This window comes from Oceanicaulis sp. HTCC2633, assembly GCF_000152745.1.
Classification (GTDB): domain Bacteria; phylum Pseudomonadota; class Alphaproteobacteria; order Caulobacterales; family Maricaulaceae; genus Oceanicaulis.
On record NZ_CH672428.1, the window covers coordinates 216,889 to 243,422 of the forward strand.

Annotated in this window: 28 protein-coding genes and 1 tRNA gene; 24 read left to right on the plus strand and 5 right to left on the minus strand. The window is 63.6% G+C overall.

The genetic code is table 11. The annotated features are described in order from the left end of the window. Positions 1–85 precede the first annotated feature (85 nt). The 8 genes from OA2633_RS01130 to OA2633_RS01165 all read left to right on the plus strand — a co-directional run bounded on the left by OA2633_RS01130 (position 86) and on the right by OA2633_RS01165 (position 7,663). Positions 86–331 carry a FliM/FliN family flagellar motor switch protein gene (locus OA2633_RS01130; RefSeq protein ID WP_028284815.1) on the plus strand — a complete coding sequence of 82 codons (246 nt, stop codon included), beginning with the start codon at positions 86–88 and terminating at the stop codon, positions 329–331. Between the two features lie 61 nt (positions 332–392). Continuing rightward, positions 393–479 (plus strand) — tRNA-Leu (locus tag OA2633_RS01135). Positions 480–641: 162 nt separating this feature from the next. Next, positions 642–2,030: a magnesium transporter gene (mgtE, locus tag OA2633_RS01140; protein WP_009800631.1), complete on the plus strand. Its 1,389-nt coding sequence runs from the start codon at positions 642–644 to the stop codon at positions 2,028–2,030. 47 nt (positions 2,031–2,077) lie between these two features. Beyond that, positions 2,078–3,061 carry a kelch repeat-containing protein gene (locus OA2633_RS01145; protein WP_009800632.1) on the plus strand — a complete coding sequence of 328 codons (984 nt, stop codon included), beginning with the start codon at positions 2,078–2,080 and terminating at the stop codon, positions 3,059–3,061. A gap of 68 nt (positions 3,062–3,129) precedes the next feature. Then, complete coding sequence (locus OA2633_RS15080; protein WP_009800633.1) at positions 3,130–4,920, plus strand: lysozyme; 1,791 nt, start codon at positions 3,130–3,132, stop codon at positions 4,918–4,920. Positions 4,921–4,990: 70 nt separating this feature from the next. Beyond that, entirely contained in the window at positions 4,991–6,163 is a 1,173-nt protein-coding gene (locus OA2633_RS01155; RefSeq protein WP_009800634.1) for an isovaleryl-CoA dehydrogenase, read from the plus strand. A gap of 218 nt (positions 6,164–6,381) precedes the next feature. Further along, positions 6,382–7,125 (plus strand): flavodoxin family protein, encoded by a 744-nt coding sequence (locus OA2633_RS01160; protein WP_009800635.1) that lies wholly within the window; start codon positions 6,382–6,384, stop codon positions 7,123–7,125. A gap of 55 nt (positions 7,126–7,180) precedes the next feature. Beyond that, positions 7,181–7,663: a lysozyme inhibitor LprI family protein gene (locus tag OA2633_RS01165; protein ID WP_009800636.1), complete on the plus strand. Its 483-nt coding sequence runs from the start codon at positions 7,181–7,183 to the stop codon at positions 7,661–7,663. 41 nt (positions 7,664–7,704) lie between these two features. Here OA2633_RS01165 and OA2633_RS01170 read toward each other — a convergent pair whose 3' ends face one another. The 3 genes from OA2633_RS01170 to OA2633_RS01180 all read right to left on the minus strand — a co-directional run bounded on the left by OA2633_RS01170 (position 7,705) and on the right by OA2633_RS01180 (position 11,224). Then, a complete protein-coding gene (locus OA2633_RS01170; RefSeq protein WP_009800637.1) occupies positions 7,705–8,532 on the minus strand; it encodes an aldo/keto reductase in 828 nt (275 codons plus the stop codon). Positions 8,533–8,629: 97 nt separating this feature from the next. Beyond that, a complete protein-coding gene (locus tag OA2633_RS01175; RefSeq protein WP_009800638.1) occupies positions 8,630–10,354 on the minus strand; it encodes a patatin-like phospholipase family protein in 1,725 nt (574 codons plus the stop codon). A gap of 30 nt (positions 10,355–10,384) precedes the next feature. Continuing rightward, positions 10,385–11,224 (minus strand): enoyl-CoA hydratase-related protein, encoded by an 840-nt coding sequence (locus OA2633_RS01180; RefSeq protein ID WP_009800639.1) that lies wholly within the window; start codon positions 11,222–11,224, stop codon positions 10,385–10,387. Between the two features lie 133 nt (positions 11,225–11,357). Between OA2633_RS01180 and OA2633_RS01185 the strand changes: the two genes are divergently transcribed. From OA2633_RS01185 to OA2633_RS01240, 12 genes are all read left to right on the plus strand, one after another. Next, positions 11,358–12,965, plus strand: coding sequence for a carboxyl transferase domain-containing protein (locus tag OA2633_RS01185; RefSeq protein WP_009800640.1), 1,608 nt, complete (start codon positions 11,358–11,360; stop codon positions 12,963–12,965). A gap of 60 nt (positions 12,966–13,025) precedes the next feature. Next, positions 13,026–13,646 carry a heme-binding protein gene (locus OA2633_RS01190; protein WP_009800641.1) on the plus strand — a complete coding sequence of 207 codons (621 nt, stop codon included), beginning with the start codon at positions 13,026–13,028 and terminating at the stop codon, positions 13,644–13,646. A 72-nt stretch (positions 13,647–13,718) separates the two neighbouring features. After that, complete coding sequence (locus OA2633_RS01195; protein WP_009800642.1) at positions 13,719–14,303, plus strand: NAD(P)H-dependent oxidoreductase; 585 nt, start codon at positions 13,719–13,721, stop codon at positions 14,301–14,303. Positions 14,304–14,338: 35 nt separating this feature from the next. Next, positions 14,339–14,656, plus strand: a complete 318-nt coding sequence (locus OA2633_RS01200; RefSeq protein ID WP_009800643.1) for a hypothetical protein — start codon at positions 14,339–14,341, stop codon at positions 14,654–14,656. A 147-nt stretch (positions 14,657–14,803) separates the two neighbouring features. Continuing rightward, positions 14,804–15,178, plus strand: coding sequence for a hypothetical protein (locus tag OA2633_RS01205; RefSeq protein ID WP_009800644.1), 375 nt, complete (start codon positions 14,804–14,806; stop codon positions 15,176–15,178). A gap of 147 nt (positions 15,179–15,325) precedes the next feature. Then, a complete protein-coding gene (locus OA2633_RS01210; protein WP_009800645.1) occupies positions 15,326–16,123 on the plus strand; it encodes an enoyl-CoA hydratase-related protein in 798 nt (265 codons plus the stop codon). Positions 16,124–16,128: 5 nt separating this feature from the next. Then, complete coding sequence (locus OA2633_RS01215; protein ID WP_009800646.1) at positions 16,129–16,989, plus strand: DUF817 domain-containing protein; 861 nt, start codon at positions 16,129–16,131, stop codon at positions 16,987–16,989. Between the two features lie 67 nt (positions 16,990–17,056). Continuing rightward, positions 17,057–19,042 carry an acetyl/propionyl/methylcrotonyl-CoA carboxylase subunit alpha gene (locus OA2633_RS01220; protein ID WP_009800647.1) on the plus strand — a complete coding sequence of 662 codons (1,986 nt, stop codon included), beginning with the start codon at positions 17,057–17,059 and terminating at the stop codon, positions 19,040–19,042. 89 nt (positions 19,043–19,131) lie between these two features. Beyond that, positions 19,132–19,329 (plus strand): hypothetical protein, encoded by a 198-nt coding sequence (locus OA2633_RS16435; RefSeq protein ID WP_009800648.1) that lies wholly within the window; start codon positions 19,132–19,134, stop codon positions 19,327–19,329. Positions 19,330–19,377: 48 nt separating this feature from the next. Then, entirely contained in the window at positions 19,378–20,070 is a 693-nt protein-coding gene (locus OA2633_RS01230) for a cupin-like domain-containing protein (protein ID WP_009800649.1), read from the plus strand. Positions 20,071–20,158: 88 nt separating this feature from the next. After that, the gene (locus OA2633_RS01235) at positions 20,159–20,929 is read left to right on the plus strand and encodes a hypothetical protein (RefSeq protein WP_009800650.1); all 771 of its coding nucleotides are present in this window, start codon (positions 20,159–20,161) and stop codon (positions 20,927–20,929) included. A 9-nt stretch (positions 20,930–20,938) separates the two neighbouring features. Beyond that, positions 20,939–21,349, plus strand: coding sequence for a DUF1489 family protein (locus OA2633_RS01240; RefSeq protein ID WP_009800651.1), 411 nt, complete (start codon positions 20,939–20,941; stop codon positions 21,347–21,349). 1 nt (position 21,350) lies between these two features. Here the strand turns inward: OA2633_RS01240 and panC are convergent, their stop codons facing one another. Further along, a complete protein-coding gene (panC, locus tag OA2633_RS01245; RefSeq protein ID WP_009800652.1) occupies positions 21,351–22,223 on the minus strand; it encodes a pantoate--beta-alanine ligase in 873 nt (290 codons plus the stop codon). Between the two features lie 87 nt (positions 22,224–22,310). Between panC and OA2633_RS01250 the strand changes: the two genes are divergently transcribed. The 3 genes from OA2633_RS01250 to OA2633_RS01260 all read left to right on the plus strand — a co-directional run bounded on the left by OA2633_RS01250 (position 22,311) and on the right by OA2633_RS01260 (position 24,258). After that, positions 22,311–22,856, plus strand: coding sequence for an SPOR domain-containing protein (locus tag OA2633_RS01250; RefSeq protein WP_009800653.1), 546 nt, complete (start codon positions 22,311–22,313; stop codon positions 22,854–22,856). Positions 22,857–22,931: 75 nt separating this feature from the next. Then, positions 22,932–23,795, plus strand: a complete 864-nt coding sequence (locus tag OA2633_RS01255) for a division plane positioning ATPase MipZ (RefSeq protein ID WP_050752837.1) — start codon at positions 22,932–22,934, stop codon at positions 23,793–23,795. A gap of 19 nt (positions 23,796–23,814) precedes the next feature. Further along, the gene (locus OA2633_RS01260) at positions 23,815–24,258 is read left to right on the plus strand and encodes a DnaJ domain-containing protein (RefSeq protein WP_009800655.1); all 444 of its coding nucleotides are present in this window, start codon (positions 23,815–23,817) and stop codon (positions 24,256–24,258) included. Here the strand turns inward: OA2633_RS01260 and OA2633_RS01265 are convergent. Continuing rightward, complete coding sequence (locus OA2633_RS01265) at positions 24,255–25,511, minus strand: D-alanyl-D-alanine carboxypeptidase (RefSeq protein ID WP_009800656.1); 1,257 nt, start codon at positions 25,509–25,511, stop codon at positions 24,255–24,257. The genes OA2633_RS01260 and OA2633_RS01265 overlap by 4 nt on opposite strands. Before the next feature lie 416 nt (positions 25,512–25,927). Between OA2633_RS01265 and OA2633_RS01270 the strand changes: the two genes are divergently transcribed. Next, positions 25,928–26,365 carry a phasin family protein gene (locus OA2633_RS01270; RefSeq protein ID WP_040612875.1) on the plus strand — a complete coding sequence of 146 codons (438 nt, stop codon included), beginning with the start codon at positions 25,928–25,930 and terminating at the stop codon, positions 26,363–26,365. Positions 26,366–26,534: the final 169 nt, after the last annotated feature.

Consider the following 26,534-nt stretch of genomic DNA (forward strand, 5'->3'; position numbering starts at 1 on the left):
TGTCGAGAAACCGGTGCGGAACATCGTGAGCCTGACCGCGTATGGCAAGGGCCATGCGCCAGACAGCAACAGTGATGCACACTCCATGAGCCAACTCGGCGCCGTTCAGGTTGAAATTTCCGTCCTTCTGGGCCGGTCCAAGCTGCCGATTCACCAGTTCCTCCGCATGGGCCGGGGCGCGGTGATTCCGCTGGACGCCGCCGAGCATGACGAGGTGTGGATTCTGGCCAACAACCATCCCATCGCGCGCGGCGAGATCATTATTCAGGGGGATCGCGTGGCGGTCTCCATCACGGACGCGGCGGACGTTCATGACTATTTTGCTGCATAACGCCCGCACATGGGGGCTTCACAAGCGGGTCGGGGGTTGGTACATGCCCGCTTCCCAATTCGCGGCCGTGGCGGAATTGGTAGACGCGCAGCGTTGAGGTCGCTGTGGGGTAACTCCCGTGGAAGTTCGAGTCTTCTCGGCCGCACCATAATTCTCGCTTCCTGCAAGCGATGACAGACAAGCCTGACGCCCCGCGTCAGGCTTTTTTGTTTTTTCGCCCCAACAGCATTCGCCGTCTCGATTTCGTCGTGACGCGCGCCTATCGTGTCGTCTGCACCCTGACTCCCCCTTCTGACAGACGCGAGGCGCCATGACGCAACCGGTTGAAGAGCTGCACCGTGATGATGTGACGACCGGCATGGACCTGCCTGAGGGCGTGCTGGTGGAGCTGATCGGCGCGATCGCCGATGGTGACGCCGTCCTCGTCCGGCAGCTTCTTGAACCCTTGCACCCCGCCGATATCGCCGACCTGATCGAACAACTGAGCTGGGATCAGCAGCGCCATCTGGCCGAGCTTGATTCGGCGGTCTTCAGCGGCGAGGTCATCGCCGAGATCGGCTATGACACCCGGGCAGGCATTTTCGAGCTGCTTGAGCCTGCCCAGATCGTTGAAGCGCTGGACGAGCTTGATTCCGACGACAAGACCATGGTTGTCGAGGAGCTTGAGCCGGACGTGCGGGAAGCGGTGCTGGCGGCGGTATCTGCGGAAGATCGCGAGCATCTGGAAGCCTCGCTGTCCTTCGAGGAAGAGACTGCCGGTCGTCTCATGCAGCGCGAATTCGTGGCGGCGCCGTCCTTCTGGACTGTGGGGCACACGATCGACCATATGCGGCTTGCGGGCGAATCGCTGCCGGACCTGTTCTTCGAGGTGTTCATCGTGGATGAGGGCTTCCGCCCCATTGGCGCGGTGCCGGTGAGCCGTCTGATGCGATCCCAACGCCAGACCCCGCTCTCGGAACTGATGGAGTCGGCGAAAATCACCATTCGACCAGAGGATGATCAGGAAGACGCCGCCTATCTGTTCGAGAAATACCACCTGATCTCGGCGCCGGTCGTGGATGATTCCGGCCGGCTCAAGGGCATGCTGACCGTCGACGACATCGTTGATGTCATCCAGGAAGAGAACAAGGAAGACCTTCTGGCGCTGGCGGGCGTGAACGAGGCGGGCCTGGCCGACACCGTCTGGGAATCGGTCAAGTCGCGCGCGCCCTGGCTTCTGGTCAATCTGGGCACGGCCGTGCTCGCCTCTCTGGTGATCGCGCTCTTTGATCAGGCCATCGCCCAACTGGTGGCGCTCGCCGTGCTCATGCCGATCGTCGCCTCCATGGGCGGAAACGCCGGTACGCAATCGCTGGCGGTGGCGGTGCGGGCGCTCGCAACACGGGACCTGACCGGAGCGAACTCGTTACGGTTTGTCTGGCGTGAAGCGGCGGCGGGCCTGGTGAACGGCCTGATCTTCGCGGTGGTTATGGGCGTCATCGCCGCCGTCTGGTTCCAGGAACCTGACCTTGGTTATGTGATCGCCATCGCCATGGTCATCAATCTCGCCATTGCGGGGCTGGCGGGTGTTCTGGTGCCGCTTGGCCTGAAGCATTTCGGCGCCGACCCCGCCGTGGCTTCGTCGGTTTTCGTGACGACCGTGACCGATGTTGTGGGATTTGTCGTGTTTTTGGGCCTGGGCGCCCTTGTTCTGCTTTAATCAGTCGCAACCTATTAGTCGGTTGAGACCCCGAGGGAGGCCCTGACATGAAACAGACCGCTCTGGCGATTGTCGTCGCATTGGCGGGGCTTTCGCCTCTCGCCGCACAGGAGCCTGTGTCCGAAAGCCCGATCTTTGACAGCGGCCTGCGTCTGTCGGGGCCCTGGAGCATTGGCCCGCGCCTGGACCAGGCCCGCGCAGGCCTGTCCGCCACAGTGCTCGACGGGCGGGTCTACGCCGCCGGCGGCGCGGGGCTCGCCAATCCGCGCGACGCCCTGGAAGTCTATGACCCCGAAACCCGTGCCTGGCGCGTGCTCAAGCCCATGCCTGTCGGTCTTGAGCGGTTCGGCATGGCTGTGCTGGACGGCAGGATCTGGGTGGCAGGCGGTTATTCCTCCGAGGGTGGCGCCGAACCGATCGACAGCGTCTGGTCATATGATCCGCTAACGGACGCCTGGAGCGGGGAGAGCGCCTTGCCCGGTCCCAAGGCCAGCCTGTCTCTCGTGGCCCTGAATGGTCAGCTCTACGCCCTGGGCGGAGAGGATGGCGCACCGTGGCTCTTCGTCTATGACGCCGCGACCCAGACCTGGAATGCGGCCGAGGCGCCGGCGGACATCAACCGGCGGGGCGCAGCGGCCGTCACGCTGGGCGATGAGATCTGGCTGATCGGCGGGGCGCGCAACGGGCAGGCTTCTGCCCGGGTCGACGTTTACCACACCGTGTCCCAAAGCTGGCGCCGCGCTCCGGATCTTCCCGAGCCGCGCGCCGGACATGCCGCCGCGGTCCTTGATGGAAACATCCATGTTTTCGGCGGACGCAGCGCAGACATGCGCCGTACGCTCGCCTCCCATGTCGTGCTGGACGGTGACGCCGAGGTCTGGCGGAGCCTTCCGGATATGCCTGCGGCGCGTACGGAATCAGGCGTGGCGAGCGTTGACGGGACGATTTGGTTAATCGGCGGCGGCTCGGGCGCAGGCTTCTTTGCGCCCTTTACGGCCTTGGACGCGGTGGACATTTTCTCGCCGTCATAGTGCTGACGGTCCTGAGTTTGCATCGCGGTTCTTAACTTAAGATCCAACCGTTTCGAAACGGGACAGCGATGACACCGCGTTTGAAATCCACCCGCGCCGCGCGCGATCTGATCAAGGCTCACGAGCCCTTCCTGGCGACTGCCGAACGGCGTGGCAAACGCTGGGTAGTCGGCTATGGCCATACCGCCGCCGCCAAGGAAGGCGTGACGCTCAAGCCTGAAGATGCGGATCTTCTGCTGATCTATGACGTGATGCGGGCGGAGCAGACGCTGGATGCAAGCGTGGGGGCCGAAATGGCGGCGCCCATGCGCGATGCGCTGGTATCGTTTGCGCTGTCGGTCGGTCTGCGCGCCTTCAAGGTGTCGGATGTGGCCCGGCTGGCCCGTGATGGACGTCATCGTGAAGCCGCTGCGGCGATCGACACCTGGGTGCGCGCCGAACAGGACGGGCGCCTCGTGGTGTCCGACCGGCTTGTCGCGCGTCGGGCCGCGGAGAAGGCGCTCTATCTGAGCGCCCTGGAAGACAGCGCCGCCGTCATTGACGCGCCGACTGATTCACAAGCCCGGACGGATGCCGAGCCGGCAGACATCCAGACCCCTCTATCGCAAACCTCAGACGAGCAGGACGGCGAGACCGCGCCTGTGACGGATCTGACCACTCAGCCGTCCGACGCGGATGCGACGGATGAAGAGGCCGAGAACACAGACATGGCCACCACGGACGAGGAGTCTCTGGTCGAGCTCGACATCGCCTTCGAGCTGCCCGAGGAGACGCGCGAACCCATGCCCGTCGAGGCCGTCTCAGTGGCCGAGATCGAACCCGATGCGGAACGTGTTGAAGCCGCCGACACGGCCGCCGACGCTGCCCCATCCGATCCGATCGAGGCGGCGGCCGAGGACGCGTCCGAGCCTGAATCTGAGCCTGAAATTTCCGAGCCTCCAGTGCTTGTCGAAGCGGAACCGGAAACAGAAACCCAGACCGAAGACGTCAAGGCGGCTCAGGACGCCGCCATCGCCCAGGTGATGGCGCGTATGGCCAAGCAGGTCTCCGCCAGCATTTCGACCGCGCCTTCTGCCCAGGCGGATGAGCCGGTGCAGCTGGGGTACAGCTTCCTGTCTACAGCCCATGTGGGCCTGACCGCTCCGTCTTCGGAAAAGCCGGCGGACCAGGAGCCTGCGCCGCAGGTCCGTCCCAATGCTGCCTCTTCCAGTCTGTTCAGCGCGCCTTCAGTGCCGCTCAGCCCGTTGCAGAACGCGCTTCAGGTCTCGACCATCAAGGTGACCCCGATTGCACCGGCCTCCCTGCCGCAGGCTGCATCCGAGGATGTCACAACGTCCGAGCGGGCCGCCGGGCTGTCGGACCGGGAAGACGCGATTTCAGTGGACGTGCCTTCCGATGTTGAGGATGCGGCGCCTGAGCTGACCCAGGACGCGAAAAGCTCGGGACTGCAGGTGTTTTCCGCGCCGCCGCACCCGGCGCTGGCGCCAGCCTCCGCTCCGGGCCTGTCGGGGGATATCGAAGGCCCCGATCATCCCGACAAGGATGTGGATGATGGCCATCCGGACCTACACGAGGATATTGAAGTGCTGGATCCGGCTGTGGTTTCGGGCGCCGAGGCGTCTGCCCTGGCCGAGCCCGAGCCGGCTCAGCGCCGCGGCGGCGACGTCATGTTCATTTCCTCGCTTGCTCTGGGCGGCGTGATGATCGGTCTGGGAGGCTGGGATATTGCGGCGAACATGGACGCCTATATGGAGCTGGGCCTGGCATATTCGCCGCTCGGTCCGACCGTCTTCGGCGCAGGCGTGCTGCTGAGCGCAGCTTCGGCCTGGTTCATCATTGGTCGCCGCAACGAAAAGTAGCGGGCGGGGCCGTTTTTGGCGAGATTTGTGCGAACTTGACGCGCCCGCCGCGCGTGGTATCTCGCGGTCTATGATTTCGAACCAGTATCCCTCGCTCGAGTTCCCGCTCGGCGACACCGCGGACATGCTGCGCGATACCGTGCAGTCGTTCGCGTCCGATCATATCGCTCCGCGCGCCGCCGAGATCGACGCGAAGGACGAGTTCCCTGCAGATCTCTGGACCAAGATGGGTGAACTGGGCCTTCTGGGCCTGACCGTCGAGGAAGAGTATGGCGGATCCGGCCTTGGCTATGTGGAACACTGCATCGCCATGGAAGAGATCTCCCGCGCCAGCGCCTCGGTGGGCCTCAGCTATGGCGCGCACTCCAATCTGTGCGTCAACCAGATCCGCCTGAACGGGTCTGAGGAGCAGAAGCGCAAATACCTGCCCAAGCTGATTTCCGGCGAGCATGTGGGCGCGCTGGCCATGTCCGAGCCGGGCGCCGGCTCCGACGTCGTCTCCATGCGTCTGAAAGCCGTGAAGAAGGGCGATCACTACGTCCTCAATGGCAACAAGATGTGGATCACCAATGGTCCGAGCGCGGACACGCTGGTCGTCTACGCCAAGACCGATCCCGAAGCCGGCTCCAAGGGCATCACCGCCTTCCTGATCGAGAAGGGGATGAAGGGCTTCTCCATCGCCCAGAAGCTCGACAAGCTCGGCATGCGCGGCTCTGAAACGGGCGAGCTGGTCTTTGAAGACTGCGAAGTGCCTGAAGAGAACGTGCTCGGCCAGGTCGGCGGCGGCGTTCGCGTGCTGATGAGCGGGCTCGACTATGAGCGCGCCGTTCTGGCCTCGGGCCCTGTCGGCATCATGCAGGCCTGTATGGATGTGGTCATGCCCTACGTGCATGAGCGCAAGCAGTTCGGCCAGCCGATCGGCGAGTTCCAGCTGATCCAGGGCAAGATCGCCGACATGTACACCCGCATGAACGCGTCCCGCGCCTATGTCTACGCGGTGGCGCAGGCCTGTGATGCGGGCAAGACCACGCGTCAGGATGCGGCGGGCGTGATCCTGTTCGCCGCCGAGGCCGCCACCCAGTGTGCGCTCGACGCCATCCAGATCCTGGGCGGCAACGGCTATATCAACGAATATCCGACGGGCCGCCTGTTGCGCGACGCCAAGCTCTACGAGATCGGCGCCGGCACCAGCGAGGTGCGTCGCATGCTGATCGGGCGCGAGCTGTTCAACGCGACGCGATAGTCGCGCTCTGATCCTGTACTCAGCGGCCCGTCTGAATATTCAGGCGGGCCGTTTGCGTGAAGAGAGGGCGCAGACCTTTCAGGACGTGGCGGCGCACTTTCATGCAACGAAACAAGCGGCGAGGCGTTGTTTGACTGTCGAAGTAAACGACGCTCCCCGTAATCCTTTTGAGCCCGCGCTTCGGCGCGGGCTTTTTTCTTTGTTTTGAGAGAGACCTGATGGCTGACACGCACAGCGCTCCGCCCGCCCGCTATGACGATCTGAAGGCGCTTTTCATCAACTGCACGCTCAAGCGCTCGCCCGAACCCTCGCACACCGATGATCTGATGCATGTGTGCCGCACCATCATGAAGGCGCAGGGTGTCAGCATTGAGAGCGTGCGCCTTGTGGATCACCAGATCGCCTTTGGCGTCCAGCCCGACATGACCGAGCAAGGCTGGGAGCGTGATGACTGGCCCAAGATCTGGGAGAAGGTGAAGGCGGCGGACATTCTGGTGATCGGCACGCCGCTCTGGCTGGGCGAGGAAAGCTCGGTCGCGCGCGTTCTGATCGAGCGGCTCTATTCCCAGTCCGGACAGCGCCAGGACAATGGCCAATTCGTCTATTACGGCAAGACGGGCGGCTGCGTGATCACCGGCAATGAGGACGGGGTCAAGCACACCGCCATGACGCTGCAATACGCGCTCTCCCATATCGGCTATGCCATTCCGCCCCAGGCGGATGCGGGCTGGATCGGCGAGATCGGTCCAGGTCTGAGCTATGGCGATGAGGGCGAGGATGGAACGCCCGCAGGCCGCCAGAACGCCTTCACCCAGCGAAACGCGACAATCCTGAGCTGGAACCTGATGCATACGGCGCGTCTGTTGAAGGATGCGGGCGGTTTCCCGGCCTATGGCAATCAGGATGATGAGACGATGAGCCATCAGGCCCTCGGCCATCCTTTCTGGTCGCCTGGGGGCTGAAAATCGCCTTAGTCTCCCTTCAGGGTGAGAAAGCGTCGCGTTGAAGGGGGATGCCATGCTGTTTGAGATTCTGGTTTTGTCGCTGAGCCTGAGCGCCCAGAAAGCGCCACAGGCCGAGACACAGTCTCCGACCGCGATTGACGAGACGCGTCTTGAAGCGTGTCTGGCTGAAGCTCAGCAGGCTGAAAGCTGTATCGGCGTCGTGTCCAATGCGTGTCAGGAAGATCCGGGCGGCTACACCACCTATGGCATGATGGAGTGCGCGCATCGCGCGACGGAGCTCTGGGATCAGCGGCTGAATGCGGCTTATTTTGCCTTGCGCGACCGCCTTCAGGCGCGCGAACAGCTCCAGCGTCGCGAGCGTCTGCTGGACGCCCAGCGCGCTTGGCTGGCGTTTCGGGAGGCGGAATGCTCCCAGCAGAGCCTCGCCTATGAGGGCGGCACCCTGATGGGCGTCATCGCCAATTCCTGTTTCAATGATTTTACGGCCCGGCGGGCGCTGGATCTCGAAGCGCAGCTGGCCGAACTGGATATGTAAGAAAAACCCCGCGCCATTGGCGCGGGGTTTTTCTTGCGGGTCTACTTGTCCCAGTCGGGCACCCAGTCGGGGTCGATCAATCGGCCGTCCGGGCTGCGCAGTGAGTTGATCCGGCCCGTTTCCTCTTGGCTGAGTTTCAGGTCCGCAATCTCGAAGTTCGATTTGATGTGCTTGTCGCTCGAGCTGCGCGGAATGGCGATCACGCTGTCCTGATCTATCAGCCAGCGCAGCACGATCTGGGCCGGCGAGACATTGTGGGCCTTCGCAATCTCGGTGATGACCTCGTCGTCAAACACCTTGCCCTGGGCGATGGGCGAATAGGCGGTCATCGCCATGCCGGCGGCGCGGCAAGCGGTCAGCACGGCGTTCTGATCGAGATAGGGGTGGTATTCCACCTGATTGGCGACGAGCGGCGCGCCGGAATGCGCGCGCGCCTCATCCAGCAGGTCGACGGTGAAGTTGGACACGCCGATATGCCTGACCTGGCCGGCTTCCTTCACCTCGTTCATCGCCTTCATGGTTTCGGCGATCGGCACTTCGGGCACAGGCCAGTGCAAGAGCAGGAGATCGACATAATCGGTCTTGAGCTTGTCCAAGCTCTCTTTCACCGAAGCTTGAAGGTCGCCGTCGCGGAACTTGTCTCGCCAGACCTTGGTGGTCAGGAAGAAGTCCTCGCGCTTTACGCCGGACTGTTTCCAGCCATCGCCTACAGCGGCTTCATTGCCATAGATCTGGGCGGTGTCGATATGGCGGTAGCCGGTCTTGAGAGCCGTCGCCACGCCGCGCGCCGCATCCTCGTCTTCCAGCTGCCAGGTGCCAAACCCCAGCTTGGGAATGTCGGCGCCATTGGCTTGGGTTCGCTCGGTCATTGCGCGCTCCTTGGTTGCTTGTCTTCAGGACCTAGGCAACAGGAACGCGGATGGAAGGCGATGGGTTTCATCGCAGCGCAGCATTCCTGCACGCGGATCAACCGAAGCGACGGGCCAGGGCGTTGGGCATCTCCTGCATCATGCGCTTGGCGCTCTTGTATCCGGCCTCGACCGCTTCATCGAACCGCTTCCACTCGCGCATGTCGAGTTCCAGCTCGGGCAGGACCAGGATGTCTGCAGCTCGCCGGGTGAGGGCATGTTGCTCCAGCGTGCCTGCTGTCGCCGCCCGCATCAGAAGCGAGGCGATCGGCGGCGGATCGGACAGGCCATGGCGCGCCACCCAGCCGGTGAAACTGGGCACATCACGGAAATCGTCCGGGTTGATGGCGTTATTGCGCGTGACGTCACAGCCGACATTGACGCCGCGATGGTAGGCCTTGAGTTCCTGGATCGGGAAATTGTTGAACACCGCCCCGTCCACCAGCACGTCGTCGCCATCCACGATGGGCGGCAACAGGCCCGGAATGGCGATGGAGGCGCGCAGGGCCCGCGACAGCACGCCGGTGCGGTGAATGCGGGTGGCGCCGCTGCTCAGGCTCGAGGACACGCAGAAGAAGGGACGGGGCAGTTCGGAAATGTCGATCTCGCCAAAATGCTCTTTCAGGCGCCGGTCCACCCGCTTGCCCTTGGTCAGGCTGACTACAGGCATGACCCAGTCGCTCAGGGGATTTGAGTCCACGAAAGCGCGGCGCATCCGGTCCTCAAGCTCGTCCATGTCCCAGCCCATGGCCGCGCCAGCGGCGATGATGCCGCCCATTGAGGCGCCGCCATAGAAATCGAACTCGACGCCCGCTTCCTTGAAGGCGCGGATGGCGCCCACATGGGCGTAGGCGCGCGAGCCGCCGCCAGAGAGCACCAGCCCGACAGACTTTCCGCACATGGTTCGCGCCATATGGCGCACATCGCTGGCGTTCTGCTGGCGCCAGTGAAAGCAGCGCGCGGCATCCGCCGCCGCGATCCATTCAGACGGGTTCGCGGCTTTGCGCACCCCCTCATTGTGGACCATCACCATGTCGATCAGCTTGAGCTTGGCGGCGGGGCTCGGGTCTTCAGGCATGAGCGGGATGGAGGGACGGGCATCGGCCCGCGCCATCATCCAGATCCGGTCGGCGCGCGCCATGGCTCGCCGCGCCCAGTTGGAATTGCCGAGCCGGGCTTGAAGAATGACGATGTCATACTCGGCCTCGAACTTGTCCAGACGCGGCCCGGGCCAGTCCGCGCATTCCTCGCCGCAGGAAATGGAGGAGACGCCCATCTCCTCAAGCGCGTCGCGCAATTGCTGGCTGCGATATTCGAGATCGATCGTCGGCGAGGTGGAGATCAGCGCAAAGACCCGCGGTTCGGACCGGCGATAGGATTCCCCGGCCCGGATCCGCGACAGCATCATCTTGCTCAGCTCGCGCATCAGCGAGGCGTGCTTGTTGGTGAGTTTGTCGAACGCCGCCTTGGGCAGCTTCACCAGCTCGGAATCGCGCAAGGCGTAGACGCTGGCCGAATGGGGGCGGTCCTCCACGAGCGCCATCTCGCCTATGGGTTCGCCAGCGCGGATGTGACCGACCAGCTCAGGGCGGGCGTCGGCGCCGCGCCTGAAGGCGGCGAGGGCGCCGGATCGCACCAGATAGAAGGAATCCGCAATCTCGCCCTCTTCAAAGAGGGTCTGACCCGCCGGCAGACAGAACCATTCCACCTCCGCCTCAACGGCGCGGAGCGCGGCTTTTTCAACCCGGTTGAAAAACGGCAGAATGCTCAGTCCCAGGTTCATGACCTGTCCTTTGTGCGCAACGCCTCGCTCCTAGGATTGTCCCATGCGTTTGACCGGGGTCAATGTCTTGAACTCACCCCCGCGTTTTTCAGCGCGCGCCGTGATCGCCTCCATGATGTCTTCGGGGCTCCACAGCGAGGCCTGGAGCGTCATGGCGTGTTCCAGACTGTCAGCGATCGTGTGGTCGCGCGCATAGAGGAAGGAGCGCTTGATGCCCGAAATGGTCAAGGGCGCCTTGCTGGCGATGGCGTGCGCGATCCGGTCCACATGCGCTTTGAGGGTCTCCGCATCCGGCAGGACGGCATTGTAGAGGCCCAGGCGCTCGGCGCGCTCCGCGCTCAGATTCTCGCCGGTATAGGCCAGCTCGCGCGCTATGCCTTCGGGAATGAGACCCGGCAGGCGTTGCAGCGTGCCCACATCGGCGAACATGCCGATATTGGTTTCCTCGATCCGCAGCCAGGCGTCATCCGTCCCGTAGCGCATATCAGCTGCGCAGATCATGTCGACGCCGCCGCCCACGCACGGCCCCTGGATGGCGGCGATGACGGGAAAGCGGGCCTTCTCGAAAGCGGTGAAGCTGTCCTGGAGTGCGGTGGCCGCGGTCATGAAAGCTTCGCGCATCGAGGCGGAGTCCGTCTTGAGCGCGTTGGGGTCGGTAAAGACTGAGATGTCCATACCGGCGGTGTAGACCGGCCCTTCCGCGTCGAGAATCAGCACGCGAGTTTCGCCGGCGTCCGACAGGGCGCTCACCGCCTTGGGCAGCTCGGCCCAGAATGCGGGGGTCATTGTGTTGCGCTTGTCAGGCCGGTTCAGGGTGATCCGGGCGATCGGGCCGTCCTGGCTGACCTTGAAGCTCGTGTATTCCGTCATGATTTCTCCTCCGTTGGGCTCACCTTCGGATGGGTCCGGACAAACGGCAAGGGGCGCCGCAGCCATTGCGCGGGCTGTCCTGAACAGGCTAAGCAGCGCATCAGTCTCGATTTACCAGACGGATATTCGCGCCATGACCGAACTTCACACCCAGCTCGATACGTCCTCGGACAGCTTCAAGGCCAATGCCGAGGCGATGGCCAAGCTGGTCGCCGAGTTGCGGGAGAAGACCGCCCAGGCCGCTCTGGGCGGAAACGAGCGCGCCCGTGAGAAACATCTCAAGCGCGGCAAGCTCCTGTCTCGCGACCGGGTCCAGCGCCTGCTCGATCCGGGTTCGCCCTTTCTGGAGCTGAGCGCGCTGGCTGCGAACGACATGTATGAGGGCGATGTCCACGGCGCGGGCATGATCACCGGCATTGGCCGGGTGTCGGGCCGCGAATGCGTGATCGTGTGCAATGACGCCACGGTGAAGGGCGGCACCTATTACCCGATGACGGTGAAGAAGCACCTGCGCGCTCAGGAAGTGGCGCGCGAGAATCGCCTGCCCTGCATCTATCTCGTGGATTCAGGAGGCGCGAACCTGCCGCACCAGGCCGAAGTGTTTCCGGACAAGGAGCATTTTGGTCGCATCTTCTTCAATCAGGCCAATCTGTCGTCTGAAGGCATCCCGCAGATCGCTGTGGTGATGGGCAGCTGCACCGCAGGCGGCGCCTATGTGCCGGCCATGTCTGATGAAACCGTGATCGTGCGCAAGCAGGGCACCATTTTCCTGGGCGGCCCGCCGCTGGTGAAGGCCGCGACCGGCGAAGTGATCTCGGCGGAGGATCTCGGCGGCGCGGATGTGCACGCGCGCGGATCCGGCGTGGTGGATCATTACGCCGCGGATGATGATCACGCGCTGCAGATTGCGCGCCGGATCGTGGCGGGTCTCAACACCGTCAAACCCAAACAGGTTTTCCTCGAAGAGCCGCGCGAACCGCGTCTTGATCCCAGGGAGCTGGGCGGCGTGATCCCCGTTGATACGCGACAGCCCTTTGACGTGCGCGAGGTTATCGCGCGTCTGGTGGACGGCTCTGAATTTGACGAGTTCAAGAAGCTCTATGGCGAGACGCTGGTGACCGGCTTCGCCCGTCTGCACGGCATGCCTGTGGGCATCATCGCCAATAACGGCGTGCTGTTCTCGGAAAGCGCCCTCAAAGGTGCGCACTTCATCGAGCTGTGCTGCCAGCGCAAGATCCCGCTGCTGTTCTTGCAGAACATTACCGGCTTCATGGTGGGCTCGAAATACGAGGCGGGCGGCATCGCCAAGGACGGCGCCAAGCTCGTCACGGCGGTGTCCACCGCCAAGGTGCCCAAGATCACTGTGGTGATCGGGGGCTCCTATGGCGCAGGGAATTACGGCATGTGCGGCCGTGCTTTCAGCCCGCGCTTCCTGTTCATGTGGCCGAACGCGCGCATCTCGGTGATGGGCGGCGAACAGGCCGCCAGCGTGCTCGCCACCGTCAAGCGCGACGGCATGGAAGCGCGCGGTGAAGAATGGAGCGCTGAGGCCGAAGAAGCCTTTAAACAGCCCATCCGCGAGAAATACGAGGAAGAGGGTTCGCCCTATTACTCCACCGCCCGCATCTGGGATGATGGCGTCATTGCGCCAGAAGACACCCGCCGCGCGGTAGGCCTGGCGCTGTCCGCGGCTCTGAACGCCCCCATCGAGGACACCAAGTTCGGCGTCTTCCGGATGTAGGACTGATCCGGCTGGCCGGGCGAGCCGTAACAAGGCGCATGATGCGATTGGAGTTCGATCATGCGCGTGTTCGCTGGCTTGGCAGGCCTGGTCTGCCTACTCGCTTCCGGTGCGGCCATGGCCGCTGAAGAGCCGTCCTATACGCTGGTGGAGCGCGTGGGATCGATCGAGATCCGCGATTATCCCGGTCTCATTCACGCCGAGGTGACCGTCAGGGGGGATCGTCAGACCGCCACGCGGCGCGGCTTCCAGCCGCTCGCCAATTACATCTTCGGCGGCAATCAGCCCCGCGAAGACATCGCGATGACTGCGCCTGTCACCGCCTCTCGCTCGAGCCAGTCCATCGCCATGACGGCGCCGGTCACGTCCGAGCCGGCGGGAGAGGGGGAATGGGTCGTCTCCTTCATCATGCCGTCTGAATGGACGATGGAAACGCTTCCGGTCGCCAATGATCCCGATGTTCGATTGCGCGAGGCGCCGCCGCGTCGGGGGGCGGTCATCCAGTTTTCCGGTGTGATGAATGAACGCCGCGCCGAGCGCCATTTGGAAGAGCTTGAAGCCTTCCTCAGCGAGCGAGGGCTGTCAGCGCTGGGTGCGCCGACTTTCGCCGCCTACAACCCGCCCTGGATCCCGGGGCCCTTCCGACGCAATGAAATCTGGATCGAGGTGAGCGCCGATTAGGGGGCATTGCGCCGCATCCCGTGCGCTGCTCTTTCAGGGTAGTCTTCCTGCACAGCTTTGCAGGAGCGCCCCATGCCCAAGCGTATCTGCCTGATCAACGGCCATCCCGATCCATCGCCCGAGCGGTTCTGCCACGCGCTGACCGACGCCTATCAGGCCAGCGCGCAGGAGGCGGGCCATATCGTCGATCGCCTTGATGTGGGCGCGATGGAGTTCGGCTTTCTGTCCTCACCGCAAGAGTTCGAAACGAAGCCGCCTGCGGTCTTTGATCCGGTGCGGACGGCGATGAGCGAGGCGGATCACCTCGTGCTGATCTATCCGCTCTGGCTGGGGGAGATTCCCGCCAAGACCAAGGCGTTCTTCGAGCATGCCGCCAGCGGAGAATTCTTCTTGGCCACGAGCGCCAACGGCGCGGGCTGGCCATCGCAGCGCATGAAAGGCAAGTCTGCGCGCCTGATCGTCACCATGGGCATGCCGGGATTTGCCTACAAACTGATCTTCGGCGCGCATTCACTCAAAGCGCTGGAGGCGGGTCTGTTGAAGATTTCCGGCTTCAAGCCTGTGCGCCACACTGTCTTTGGCGGCGTCCAGATCAGCGAGAAAAGCCGTCTGTCCATGCTTGAAAAGACGCGGACCCTAGGCCGGGCAGCCCGATAGGGTTACAACACCCCCACGGGTTAATGGGGGACATTATGGAAATTCTCAACGACGTGCTCGACTTCATGCGGGCGGGCTTTAACGAGATCAATGCGGTGCAGGGGCTCCTCATTGCGCTGGTCGCCGCCATTGTGCTGCCGGACCTCAAGCGTTTGCCGATCATCGTGCTGGCGGCCACGGTCATCCACCTCGCCGTGGACATCCTGATTCCGGTCATCGCCAATGGCGCCGCTTTGCGTCTGCCGCCCATTCTGGAAGGCAATTACTGGCGTTACGCCGCTGTGGTCCTGGTGGGCTATCTGGTCGTCATCACGATCTTTGCGATCATCAAGCGCCTTCTGTTCAAGCGTTAACCAAGACCGAGAAACAGAGCCGCCGAGACTTGTCTGCATTGCCGTTTTTTGGCGCTGCAACAAGAGTTTTGCTTGATTTTTGTTAACTTCTTGGCACGCTCTGCTCAGTGGCGGCCTTCAGTAAGGCTGGCTGGCGAGGGGATGACTATGGAATACATCGATCAAATCTGGGCCTATATCGAGCCCGTCTGGTCCTGGCTCATGGCCGGACTGCAATACTCCATGCATGGCGATGGCGGCTCCATCAACTGGATCTTCCTGGGCGTGCAGATGGGCGTGATCGGCCTGGTGATGGCGCTGCTGATGCAGGAATACGCCGCCATTCTGATCTTCACGGTGCTCTCGGCGATCGTTCATGTGATCGTCGATATCGTGCTGCCGATGGTGCGTGACGGCGCAAGCTTCGCGATTCCGCCGGTGACCGACATGCTCTACTGGCAATACATCGCCTTTCTGGGCCTGACCTATCTGGTTGGCCTGACGGTGCTCTACATCATCAAGGCGATCGTCCTGCCGCGCTAGATCGCCGTCATTTCGGGGTCAGCAAGGCCCGCCGCCCTGACCGGCGGCGGGCCTTCGTCATTTCGACGCACAGGTGACGGCTTGGCCCGGCGCGCCCGGCGGAGTAATCAGAAGAGATACTGACTGCTAGCGAAGAGGCGATGTCTGATGGCTGCTGAAAACGAAGTCCTGCTCGATGTAACTCCCGGCGGCGCCGCCATCGTCACGCTCAACCGGCCTGACAAGCATAACGCTTTCAACGCCGACATCATTGCGCGCCTGTCCGACATCTTCGAGACCCTGCGCGCAAACACCGACGAGGTGCGCGTGGTCTTCCTGCGCGGCGCCGGGCGCAGCTTCTCCGCCGGTGCGGATCTGGAATGGATGAAAGCGGCGGCGGACTGGACCCATGAGGATAACCAGGCCGATGCTCTGAACCTCGCGCGCATGCTCAAGCGCCTGCACGATCTGCCCCAGACCACCATTGCGCTGGTTCAGGGCGCAGCCATGGGCGGCGGCGCCGGACTGATGGCGGCGTGTGATGTGGCCGTGGCGGTCAAGGACGCCAAGATCCGCTTCTCTGAAGTGCGCCTTGGACTGACCCCGGCGACCATTTCGCCCTTCGTGGTGCGCGCCATTGGTCCACGCTATGCCCGCGCCCTGTTTGCCACGGGCGAGGGCTTTGACGGCGAGTTCGCCCACAAGATCGGCCTTGCGCAATATGTGGTCGAGAGCGCGGACGAGCTCGATGACATGATGGAATATCTGGGCAAGCTCGCCTTCCAGACCGCCCCGGGCGCGGTGCGGGACGCCAAGGCGCTGGTGGATATGGTCGCCGATCGCGAGATCAATGACGACCTCCTGCGCAAGACCGCCCACCAGATCGCCGACCGCCGCGTCAGCGATGAGGGCCGCGAAGGCCTCGCCGCCTTCCTTGAAAAGCGCAAACCCTATTGGGCGGACTAGTCCGCTTGAGCCTGCGCGATCTTGAAGCCTGGTTTCACCGCGAGCGGGAGGCCTTGCGCGCCCGTTGGGTGAGGGGGCCGGTTTCGCTCGCGGCCTTCGAATTCCTGGCGTTCGGGATCAAGCAGGGCTGGGCGTGCCTCTTTGGCGGGCTGATGCTGGCGCTGATTCTGGGCGTCTATCTGTTCTATCCAGCCAATGCGCCGTTGCACCGGTTTGACGTCATCACGCTGGGCGCGGTGGCGATCCAGATCGGCATGATCGCCTTCCGGCTGGAAAGCTGGGCCGAGGTGCGGATCATCGCGGTCTTCCATGTGGTCGGCACCGCGATGGAAATCTTCAAGGTCCATGCCGGGTCCTGGGTCTATCCCGGCGCAAACGATGCCCTGTTCGCCATCTGGGGCGTGCCGCTGTTTTCAGGCTTCATGTATGCCAGCGTCGGCAGCTATATGGCGCGGGTCTGGCGCATTTTCGACTTCCGCTTTGACCGCTTCCCGCCGGTCTGGGCTCAGGCGCTGCTGGCGCTGGCCATCTACATCAACTTCTTCAGCCATCACTATGTGATTGATATCCGCTGGGCGCTCTTCGCCGCGAGCGCGCTGATCTATGGCCCCTGCGTGATCTGGTTCCGGCCCGACCGCGCCCATCGCTTCATGCCGCTTCTCCTGGGGCTCGTTCTGGTCGCGCTCTTTATCTGGTTCGCCGAGAATATCGGGACCTTCGCGCGCGCCTGGAGCTATCCCGGACAGGAGCATCAGTGGAAAATGGTCTCGCTCGCCAAGCTCGGGAGCTGGATCCTCCTCATGCAGATCAGTTTCGTGCTTGTGGTGCTGACCCGGGGCGCCGAACGCCCTGATAAACAGAGCTAAGCTTGCACACGGGCCCGGCTTGGCCCAAAACCGCGCCATCAGCTTTCACCGCAATGGATGCCAGCCCATGATGAAAAAGCTTCTGATCGCCAACCGGGGTGAAATCGCCTGCCGCGTGATGCGCACGGCGCACCGTCTGGGAATCGCCACGGTCGCGGTCTATTCCGAAGCCGACGCAGATGCGCCTCATGTGCGGATGGCCGATGAAGCCGTGCTGCTGGGCCCGGCGCCGGCGCGTGAAAGCTATCTCAAGGCCGATCTGATCCTGAAGGCGGCGAAGGATACAGGGGCGGACGCGATTCACCCCGGGTATGGCTTCTTGTCAGAGAACGCCGAGTTCGCCCGCGCCTGCGCGAAAGCGGGGGTCACCTTTGTGGGGCCGTCTGCCGAAGCCATCGAGGCGATGGGTCTGAAGGACCGCGCCAAGAAGCTGATGGAAGAGGCGGGCGTGCCCGTCACGCCGGGCTATCACGGCGACAATCAGGAGCCGGACCATCTCAAGGCCCAGGCCGACGAGATCGGTTATCCGGTGCTGATCAAGGCGGTCGCCGGCGGCGGCGGCAAGGGCATGCGCAAGGTCGAGGAGTCGGACGCTTTCCTGGAAGCGCTCGAAAGCTGCAAGCGCGAAGCGGCGTCGAGCTTTGGCGATGAGCGCGTCCTGATCGAGAAATTCATCTCCAGTCCGCGCCATATCGAGGTTCAGGTCTTTGGCGACAGCCGAGGCCGGGTGGTGCACTTCTTCGAGCGGGACTGTTCGCTTCAGCGCCGCCACCAGAAGGTCATCGAGGAAGCCCCCGCGCCGGGCATGACGCCCAATGTGCGCGCCGCCATGTGCTCGGCCGCTGTCCGCGCTGCGCAGGCGGTGGAGTATGTGGGCGCCGGGACCATCGAGTTCATCGTGGATGGTTCGGGCCCGCTGCGCGAGGACGGCTTCTACTTCATGGAGATGAACACCCGTCTCCAGGTGGAGCATCCGGTCACCGAATCTGTCACGGGCATGGACCTGGTCGAGCTGCAGCTGCGCGTCGCATCGGGCGGTTCGGTGCCGGAGCAGGACGAAATTCATCTCAAGGGCTGGGCCATGGAAGCCCGGCTCTATGCCGAGGACCCGGCGACCGGTTTCCTGCCCTCCATCGGGCAGCTCGATTTTCTCGATCTGCCCAAGACCGATCTGGCGAACGGCGTTCGCACCGATTCCGGCGTGCGGCAGGGCGGTGAGGTCTCGCTGCACTATGATCCGATGATCGCCAAGCTGATCACCTTCGGCGACACGCGTGAGGACGCCATCGACCGGCTTGTCACGGTGCTGGACCACGAGGTTCGCGTCTATCCGGTCAAGACCAATGCGGGCTTCCTGCGCCGGGCGCTGACCCATGCCGATTTCCGCGCCGGAGAGGTGGATACGCGTTTCATCGATGCGCGCCTTGAGGAATTGGCGCCGAAATCACCGCCTGCTTTCAGCTATGTGGCGGCGGCCCTCGGTCTGACCCATGGCGCAGGCCTCTTTGCTCACGCGTCAGATCCCTGGTCGGTTGCGGATGGCTTCCGCGCCAATGCGGATTCGGTCATCGAGATGGGCTTCCAGGCGGATGAAGCCCGGCTGTCGGTCTCGCTTGAGCGCGAGGGCGACCGCATCACCGCCCGGATTGGCGAGGAGAGCTTTGCGCTGAGTGAACTCAGATTGAGCGCGACCGAAGTTTCGGCCCGCCTGAACGGCCGGGAAGTCTCGGCCCGTCTCGAGGCGCGCAAGCGCGGCATGCTGGTGGCGACACAAGGCGAGACCCACTTGATCAGCCTCTACAATCCGGCGGCGATGGCGGATGCGCTGGAGGCGGGCGGCGCGGTTAAGGCGCCGATGCCCGGCAAGGTGTTGTCCGTGCCGGTCAAGGCGGGCGATAGCGTGAAGAAGGGCCAGACGCTGGCGGTTCTGGAAGCCATGAAGATGGAGCACGCGCTGTCTGCGCCGCGCGATGGCGTGGTGGACAGCGTTTCGGCCGCAGAGGGCGATCAGGTCGGCGACGGCGCCATTCTGGTGACGCTGGCGGACGAGTAGTCCGCCTCTGATCAAGGGTTTGGCCCGTGTGATGCACCGTTTGCGACAGAGGATGCGAGAGCGTCCCAGTTTGCGACGGAGCGCCCGTGATGACCGACCCTGTGCTGATCGACTGGAATGACGACAAGCGGAAGGATTTCCGCCAGGGCGTTGTGACCGCGCGTCACCGTCTTCACATGGATCCGGCCTTCAGCGAGCTGGCGCTCGCCGCGCTGCTGAACCGTCACCCCAAAGGGCTGACGGACATTTGCACCATGGGCGATGATCCGACCGATCGGGAAAGCTAGCGAGCCGGCGAGGGCGGAGGCCTGAAAGGCCGTGAGCTGATCGAGGCGGTGCGCGAAGGCAAGCTGTGGATCAATCTGCGCCAGGCGATGGACACCGATCCGGTCTACAAGCCGATCTTCGAAGCCCTGATCAGTCAGCTCAAGCGTCTCAATCCGGGATTCAGTCCGCTGCGCGCCTATGGCGGCATCCTGATCTCCAGCCCCCGGGCGCAGGTGTTCTTCCACTCTGACGTCTCTGAGACCCTGCTGCTGCATGTGAAGGGCCGGAAACGCTTCCGCATCTATCCACCGCGCGCGCCCTTCGTGGATCCGCAATTCATGGAAGCGATCCTGCACAAGACCCAGACCGAGGATGTCCCGTTTGACCCCGCCTGGGACGAACAGGCGGCCCAGATTGATCTCGACCCTGGCGCATTTGTCTCCTGGCCGCTGCACGCGCCGCACCGGGTTGAGAACCTTGAGGGTCTGAACGTGTCGATCACCGTCGAGATGGTGACGCCCCAGTCCACGCTCCAGAACGGCGTCTATCACGCCAATGGCGTGCTGCGTCAGGCCGGCTGGACCCCGCGCACGGCGTCGACCCGTGGGGTTCAGGCTTACGCCAAGATGGGGCTGTCCAGGGCGTTCAAGGCATATCAGAGCGTGATGGGCGCTCCTTCCGAGCCCGCGCCGAAAAGCGAAACCACATTCGATGTGGATCTCGCGCACAAGGACGGCCTGTCGGATCGCGCCACCGCCTGATCAGGGACAATTTGTCTGATGTCGGCCCTAGTCTCGCCGCATTAGGAAGGCGACACTGCCGCCTCCTGATAATGACAAGGGCTGTTTCATGCTTCGCACCCTGACGCTGGGCGCTTGCGCCGCGCTTTGCTCCTCCGCCGCTCTCGCTCAGCTGCCCGACCCGCTCGAGCGGGCGTTGTCGGTCAGCCTCAATGACCCGGTCGCTCAACGTGTGGACGTGATGGTGGGCGATAATGACGGCCAGATCACGGTGCGCATCCAGGAGGATGCGGACGGTGCGAGCCATTACACGCTGCTATCGCCGTCTGAAGCGGGTCTGAACGAGTCAGAACGCGAGATGTGGGAAGAGATGTTCTTGTCCGATGAGGACGCCTCTGAGGAAGACGAGGAGGACGGCTTTGGGGGGGAGGATTTCGATCCTGAAGACCTGCGCCGCATCATCGGATCCGAAGCCACTCTCCTGCGTGAGGAAGACGGTCTGCTCATCTACGGTTTCACGCCCCAGGCCTTTCCCGATGACGAGGATGAACCCGATGGCGCCGCGCGACGCATGCTGGACGCCATGACGGGCGAAGTCAGCGTGAACGCCCAGACCGGTCATGTGGCCGGCTTCCAGATGATCCTGCGCGAGAGTGTGAAGCCCAACTTCGCTGCCCGCATCGAGGATTTCCGTTTCGTGCAGAGCTATGTCTTTGACGAAGTGGTGAACGGGCCGCGACTGGAGAGCCTGAGGTTCAACATTGCTGGGTCAGCCGCCTTCCAGTCATTCGACGAGAGCATGAGCGTGGACATTCTCGACGTGCAGTGGGCGACGCCCTCTGCAGGCGGAGCGGTTGTTGACGCGGCGGAGTCGCACTAACTCCGCGCCATGGCGCTCAATCTGGTCAAACTCTGCGTCGGTGTGGATTCGGTTGAACAGCTGCAAGGCTGGCTCGACCGTCATGACGGTCAGCCGACGGTCCACACCACCCGCATGACGCCCAAGCGCAAGGACGAGATCCTTGCGGGCGGCTCGCTGTACTGGGTGATCAAGCGCGTCATCCAGGTGCGGCAGCCAGTGCTCGACCTGGAAGAGTTCACCGACCCCGAAGGCGTCAAGCGGTGCAATATCTGGCTTGAGAACAAACTTGTTCGCACCGCGCCGTCGCCGCGGCGCGCCTTTCAGGGCTGGCGCTATCTGAAGGCGGAAGATGCGCCTGCGGACCTCACAGAGCATTCGGGTGGGGAAGATCTGCCCGACGAGCTGCGCCGCAAGCTGATCGAGCTGGGCGCCTGGTGATCTAGGCCTTCGGGGCGGGGCGATTGTCGATCAGACGCGTCTTGCCCACGCGCACCGCCGCCAGAACCCGCGCGTCACCCTCGATCGGACCGGAGGGCAGCGCCTCGAGCGACGCTGCATCGCGCGCAACCACATAATCCACGCCATCGAACGCGGATTGGGCCTTGAGCTGAGCCTGATGCTGGGCGTCGGCGACATTGGCGCCGTCTTTCAGCGCGTCAGCGAATTCCTGCAAGATCACATTGAGGCGCGCAGCGCGCTCGCGGTCCGTCTTGCTCAGATAGACATTGCGGGAGGAGAGGGCGAGGCCGTCGGTTTCACGCACCGTCTCCCCGCCTGCAATCTCCACAGGCAGGTTGAGGTCGCGCACCATGCGGCGGATCACCATGAGCTGCTGGTAATCCTTTTCGCCAAAGACCGCGAGATCGGGCTGGACCTGATTGAGCAGCTTGCAGACGACGGTTGCGACGCCGTTGAAGAAGTGAGGACGAGAAATGCTTTCCAGCCCATGTGTGGGTCCGGTCAGGCTGACGGTGGTGACATAGCCTTCGGGATACATCTCCCCCGCATCGGGCGAATAGACCAGATGCGCGCCAATGCTGGCGAGCTTCTGGGCGTCCGCCTCGAGCGTGCGCGGATAGGAGTCAAAATCCTCGCCCGGCGCGAACTGGGTCGGGTTCACGAAAATGCTGACGATGACGCGATCTGAGGTTTCCAACGCCTGTTTGACCAGCGCCAGATGGCCGTCATGCAGCGCGCCCATGGTCGGCACGAAGCCGATGCGCAGGCCATCGGATCGCCATTGCCGGACCTGTTCGCGCAGATCAGCGATGTTGTAGGCGGCGGGCAGGGCGAGTTCGGGACCGTTGGACACGGCGGCCTCCTGGGCGAAATTACAGGCTGCACGCTAGCCTTAGCCGTGGCAGACTCGCAAGCGCGCGACTCGGTTCTGGGGATAGGCATGCGACTGGTCTTCATCACATTGGCGACACTGGGCCTGACGGCCTGTGTCAGCACGGGCTCTCCATCTGTGGAAGGTCGGGCGCAACCGGCTCTGGAGCTCGCGCGCCTGCTTGAAGACACCGCCCAGCGTCATCCTGAACGGATCGAGGCCTCGAGCGCCGAGATGGGCGCCTTGCGGGCGGCGCTGCTCGAAGCGCCTCAAACCCCTATGACGCCGACGGCGGCCCTCGCGGGACCAGAGGATTTTGCGCCGGCTCCGGATCTCGATAACGCGCAGAGCCTTCTTTACGCCGCCCATCTGGCCTCCTACCGGCTGATGAGCAACGCCGAGATCGGCTGGCGGCAGCTGAGCGGACAATTGCCCGCGCTGTCTTCCATGCAGGCGCGCACAGAGCTGGTGCATCTCGAGCAGGGCGACTTCCTGCGGCTGAAGGCTGGCCCGTTCGACACGCGCGCCGACGCGCAGGCCCTGTGCGCACAGGCGCAAGCAGCGGGTCTGTGGTGCCAAACCACGCACTTTACCGGTGCGGCTCTGCCCGGTTAGGTCCACAACATCACTTTGCCATTGAGCGCGGAGCATGCTAGCGCCGCGGCATCTGGGTATCGGGGAGTCGTCAACGTGTCTGCTGACGCCGTTGGGTCATCGGGGCGCGCCGTAGAGGGCGCGCACGTCATCGTGGTCGGGAACGAGAAGGGCGGCGCGGGCAAGTCCACCGTCGCCATTCACCTGGCGGTGGCCCTGATGCGAATGGGCAAGACGGTGGGCGTGATTGATCTGGATTTGCGTCAGGCGAGCCTCAGTCGCTATCTTGAGAACCGGCGCCGCTGGGCGGATGCGCGCGGCGTCACCCTGCCCATGCCGGTGCAGGGGCGCCTGCCGATCTCTCAGTCACGCTCGCTTGATGAAGTGGAAGCGGAAGAGCGGGCGGCCTGGGAGGAAACCCTGGGGCAGCTTCATCGCGGCTGTGATTTCATCATCGTGGATTCACCCGGCGGCGACACCCATTACGCCCGGCTCGCCCATGCGAGCGCCGACACGCTGATCACGCCGATCAATGACAGCTTCATCGATTTTGCGCTGCTGGCGGAGATCGATGGCGACACATTCGAAGTCGGCCGCCCGAGCGTCTATTCGGAAATGGTCTGGGAGTGCCGCAAGCGCAAGGCCATGCGTGACCGCAAGTCCATTGACTGGCTGGTCATGCGCAACCGGGTCTCCAATCTCGATTCCCGCAACAAGCGCCGCGTTGGTCGCGGTTTGAAAGCGCTCTCCGAGCGCGTCGGGTTTCGTCTGGCGCCGGGCTTTTCCGAGCGCGTGATCTATCGCGAGCTCTTTCCCGCAGGGCTGACCTTGCTTGATCTGACCGAAGCGGGCTCGTCCATGACCTTCACCATGAGCCATGTGGCCGCCCGTCAGGAATTGCGCGAACTGATGATCGTGCTCAAACTGCCTGGCGTGAGCGGGAAACCCTTCCCGTTCTGAGGCGGACTGAAACGCGATCATGATCTATTACTTCTTCGTCCTGTTGATCCTGGTCGGCGTTGTCATCGCCATCCTGATGGCGAAACTGCCGTCCAAACAGGCGGCCAACCTCTTGCGTTGGGTGCTGGGCGTTGGCGGATTGCTGGTGGGCGGCCTGCTCACCATCCGCGGCCTCGCTGTGGCCGGCATTCCCATGATTGGCGCAGCGCTCGGATTTCTGGGCGTCGCCATGGGACGCAAGCCGTCCCGCCGCTCGGGCGGGGGGTCATCCTCGTCTCCCGCCTCAACGGGGATGAGCGAAGCCGAGGCGCGCGCCATTCTGGGCGTCGGCCCGGATGCGGACGAAGAGACGATCCGCAAGGCCCACCGCACCATGATGAAACGGGTCCATCCCGATCAGGGCGGATCCGATGCGCTGGCCGCCAAGGTGCAGGAAGCGCGCGACGTTCTCTTGAATGACTAGGCCGAAGGCGGCACGGCGAAGCAGGATTCCCCGCTCGCTTCGAGGCGCTGGCAGATCGAGCGGGCGCGGTCGCCGTCCAGACCGGCATAGCGGGCGCGCCAGAGCTGGCGTCCATTACGCTCCAGCGGCTCCACGCGGGCTTGCGCCTCGCCCAGAAGCGAATGCAGGCCCATCATGGCGATGCTCTCAAGGCGCGCCGAGGCGGCGGCTTGGGACGTGAAGGCGCCCACCTGGACCGACCAGCCTTCGGGCGTTGCAACAGGCGAGAAGGGCCGCGGACGGGGCGCAGCGTCCAGATCCGCCAGCTCCACCTGAGCCGCAGGCGCGCCCGGGGCGGAGCCCTGGGCGGTCTGGGCGGGCAGGGTGGTGAGCTCAGCGGTGAGGATTTCCTGTTCGCGCACCGGGTTCAGGCGCGGCGTGTTCATGGCCGCCAGCATCCGGCCTTCCGAACGGGCGTTGAGTGCGGAGAACGCGGCTTCGATCAGTTCACGGGCATGGGCGTCACGGACCGAGGCGGAGACCCCGCCCATCACCACGGCGATGATGCGATGACCGTCCCGCTCTGCGCTGGCGGCGAGGTTGAAACCCGAGGCGCGGATATAGCCGGTCTTCAGACCGTCCACGCCCGCCTGGTTGCCGACCAGAGAGTTGTGATTGCGATGGGTGACGCCATTCCAGCGGAAGCGGGTCTCACCGAAATAGTGATAATACTGGGGAAAGTCCTCATGCAGGGCATAGGCGAGCCGGGCGACGTCCCGCGCCGTGGTGTGCTGGGCCGCGTCAGGCAGGCCGGAGGCGTTCCGGAATACGGTGTTGGTCATGCCCAGCTCACGGGCGCGCAGGGTCATGACGGCTGCGAACCGCGCCTCGTCGTCCTGAAGGTGTTCGGCGACCGCGACCGCCACGTCATTGGCGCTCTGGATGATGAGGGCGCGGATCGCGTCCTCGACGCGGATCGTCTGTCCTGCACGCAAGCCCAGTTTCGAGGACGGACGGCTGGCTGCTTCCGCTGAGGCCGTAATGGCGTCATCCAGGCTGACCTCTCCGCGCTCCAGCGCCTCGAACAGCATGTAGAGGGTCATCATCTTGGTCAGCGAGGCGGGATAGCGCTCGGCGTCAGCCCGCCGCGAATGCAGGACCTCGCCGGTCTCCATGTCCGCGACAAAGGCGGCGTATCGCTCGCTCGCCTCGGCGCGGGAGGTGAGGGCGAAAACGCTCAGAACGCACAGCAGGGCCAAGATGTATCGAGACATGCCCCGGACGATGGGGCACAAGCTCTTGCTCGAGCGTTAACCGTGCCGGGATTTTCTGCGCTCACAGGGCGCGACAAATTGTGCACCGCACAAAAACGCCTTGACGAGTCGCCTCTGAGCGTACATATATGCTGCACCTGCGAACGAGCAGGCAGCGCATGGAGCCCATCATGGCGAACGCGACTCCGAAAGAAACTGCGTCTGAGACGCCCGCGCCGACCGCTGCTGAAGCGGCGAAATCGGCGGCGTCTCAATCGGAAGCGAACCCTGAGGCTGCTGCGGAGCCGGCGAAGCAACCGGCTCGTCCCGTGAAGGCCAGCGCGAAGGCGCCGGCCAAGCGGACCGCCAAAAAGACGCCGGGCCAAAGCAAAACCCGAAAACCCTCGCCCCCGCGCAAATATTCTGGAGACACGTCGATGACCACCGCCAAGAACACCGCGAAAGACACGATCGAGACCATGACCACCGCGTCGAACGAAGCCATCAAGGACGGCTTCGAGAAGTCCATGAAGGCTGTGAATGATTTCAGCGCCTTCCACAAGGACACTGTTGACGCCGTGATCGCCTCGAGCACCACGGCCGCGAAATCCATCGAGGAACTGAACGCTGCGAACCTGGCCTTCGCCAAGAAGTCCATGGAAGACAGCGTGGCCGCCGCCAAGTCCATGGCTGGCGCCAAATCGGTTCAGGAAGTTCTCGAGATCCAGTCCGACTACGCCAAGTCGTCCCTGGACGCCATGATGGCCGAGATGAACAAGAATTCCGACCTGATGTCCAATCTGGTCAAGGACACCTTCAAGCCGATCAATGATCGCTTCTCCGCCGCTCTGGAACTGATGCAGTCCCAGCGCTAGGCGCACCTGATCGCCGGACCGCGTCTCGACGCGCGGTCCGGCCCCGTATCCTCCCTGACTGGTCCGGCGTTCGACGTCGGACCATTTTTTTTGACCCGATTGGCGCGCTTTCCACGAATAAGCTGCGTTGTGATCAGTTGAGGGGGTTCTCAGTAACCCCGCCGCGCTT

Coding starts and splice junctions, on each gene's coding strand:
- OA2633_RS01130 (WP_028284815.1), top strand. CDS start 86: ATGAGCCAACTCGGCGCCGTTCAGGTTGAAATTTCCGTCCTTCTGGGC.
- mgtE (WP_009800631.1), top strand. CDS start 642: ATGACGCAACCGGTTGAAGAGCTGCACCGTGATGATGTGACGACCGGC.
- OA2633_RS01145 (WP_009800632.1), top strand. CDS start 2,078: ATGAAACAGACCGCTCTGGCGATTGTCGTCGCATTGGCGGGGCTTTCG.
- OA2633_RS15080 (WP_009800633.1), top strand. CDS start 3,130: ATGACACCGCGTTTGAAATCCACCCGCGCCGCGCGCGATCTGATCAAG.
- OA2633_RS01155 (WP_009800634.1), top strand. CDS start 4,991: ATGATTTCGAACCAGTATCCCTCGCTCGAGTTCCCGCTCGGCGACACC.
- OA2633_RS01160 (WP_009800635.1), top strand. CDS start 6,382: ATGGCTGACACGCACAGCGCTCCGCCCGCCCGCTATGACGATCTGAAG.
- OA2633_RS01165 (WP_009800636.1), top strand. CDS start 7,181: ATGCTGTTTGAGATTCTGGTTTTGTCGCTGAGCCTGAGCGCCCAGAAA.
- OA2633_RS01170 (WP_009800637.1), bottom strand. CDS start 8,532: ATGACCGAGCGAACCCAAGCCAATGGCGCCGACATTCCCAAGCTGGGG.
- OA2633_RS01175 (WP_009800638.1), bottom strand. CDS start 10,354: ATGAACCTGGGACTGAGCATTCTGCCGTTTTTCAACCGGGTTGAAAAA.
- OA2633_RS01180 (WP_009800639.1), bottom strand. CDS start 11,224: ATGACGGAATACACGAGCTTCAAGGTCAGCCAGGACGGCCCGATCGCC.
- OA2633_RS01185 (WP_009800640.1), top strand. CDS start 11,358: ATGACCGAACTTCACACCCAGCTCGATACGTCCTCGGACAGCTTCAAG.
- OA2633_RS01190 (WP_009800641.1), top strand. CDS start 13,026: ATGCGCGTGTTCGCTGGCTTGGCAGGCCTGGTCTGCCTACTCGCTTCC.
- OA2633_RS01195 (WP_009800642.1), top strand. CDS start 13,719: ATGCCCAAGCGTATCTGCCTGATCAACGGCCATCCCGATCCATCGCCC.
- OA2633_RS01200 (WP_009800643.1), top strand. CDS start 14,339: ATGGAAATTCTCAACGACGTGCTCGACTTCATGCGGGCGGGCTTTAAC.
- OA2633_RS01205 (WP_009800644.1), top strand. CDS start 14,804: ATGGAATACATCGATCAAATCTGGGCCTATATCGAGCCCGTCTGGTCC.
- OA2633_RS01210 (WP_009800645.1), top strand. CDS start 15,326: ATGGCTGCTGAAAACGAAGTCCTGCTCGATGTAACTCCCGGCGGCGCC.
- OA2633_RS01220 (WP_009800647.1), top strand. CDS start 17,057: ATGATGAAAAAGCTTCTGATCGCCAACCGGGGTGAAATCGCCTGCCGC.
- OA2633_RS16435 (WP_009800648.1), top strand. CDS start 19,132: ATGACCGACCCTGTGCTGATCGACTGGAATGACGACAAGCGGAAGGAT.
- OA2633_RS01235 (WP_009800650.1), top strand. CDS start 20,159: ATGCTTCGCACCCTGACGCTGGGCGCTTGCGCCGCGCTTTGCTCCTCC.
- OA2633_RS01240 (WP_009800651.1), top strand. CDS start 20,939: ATGGCGCTCAATCTGGTCAAACTCTGCGTCGGTGTGGATTCGGTTGAA.
- OA2633_RS01250 (WP_009800653.1), top strand. CDS start 22,311: ATGCGACTGGTCTTCATCACATTGGCGACACTGGGCCTGACGGCCTGT.
- OA2633_RS01260 (WP_009800655.1), top strand. CDS start 23,815: ATGATCTATTACTTCTTCGTCCTGTTGATCCTGGTCGGCGTTGTCATC.
- OA2633_RS01265 (WP_009800656.1), bottom strand. CDS start 25,511: ATGTCTCGATACATCTTGGCCCTGCTGTGCGTTCTGAGCGTTTTCGCC.
- OA2633_RS01270 (WP_040612875.1), top strand. CDS start 25,928: ATGACCACCGCCAAGAACACCGCGAAAGACACGATCGAGACCATGACC.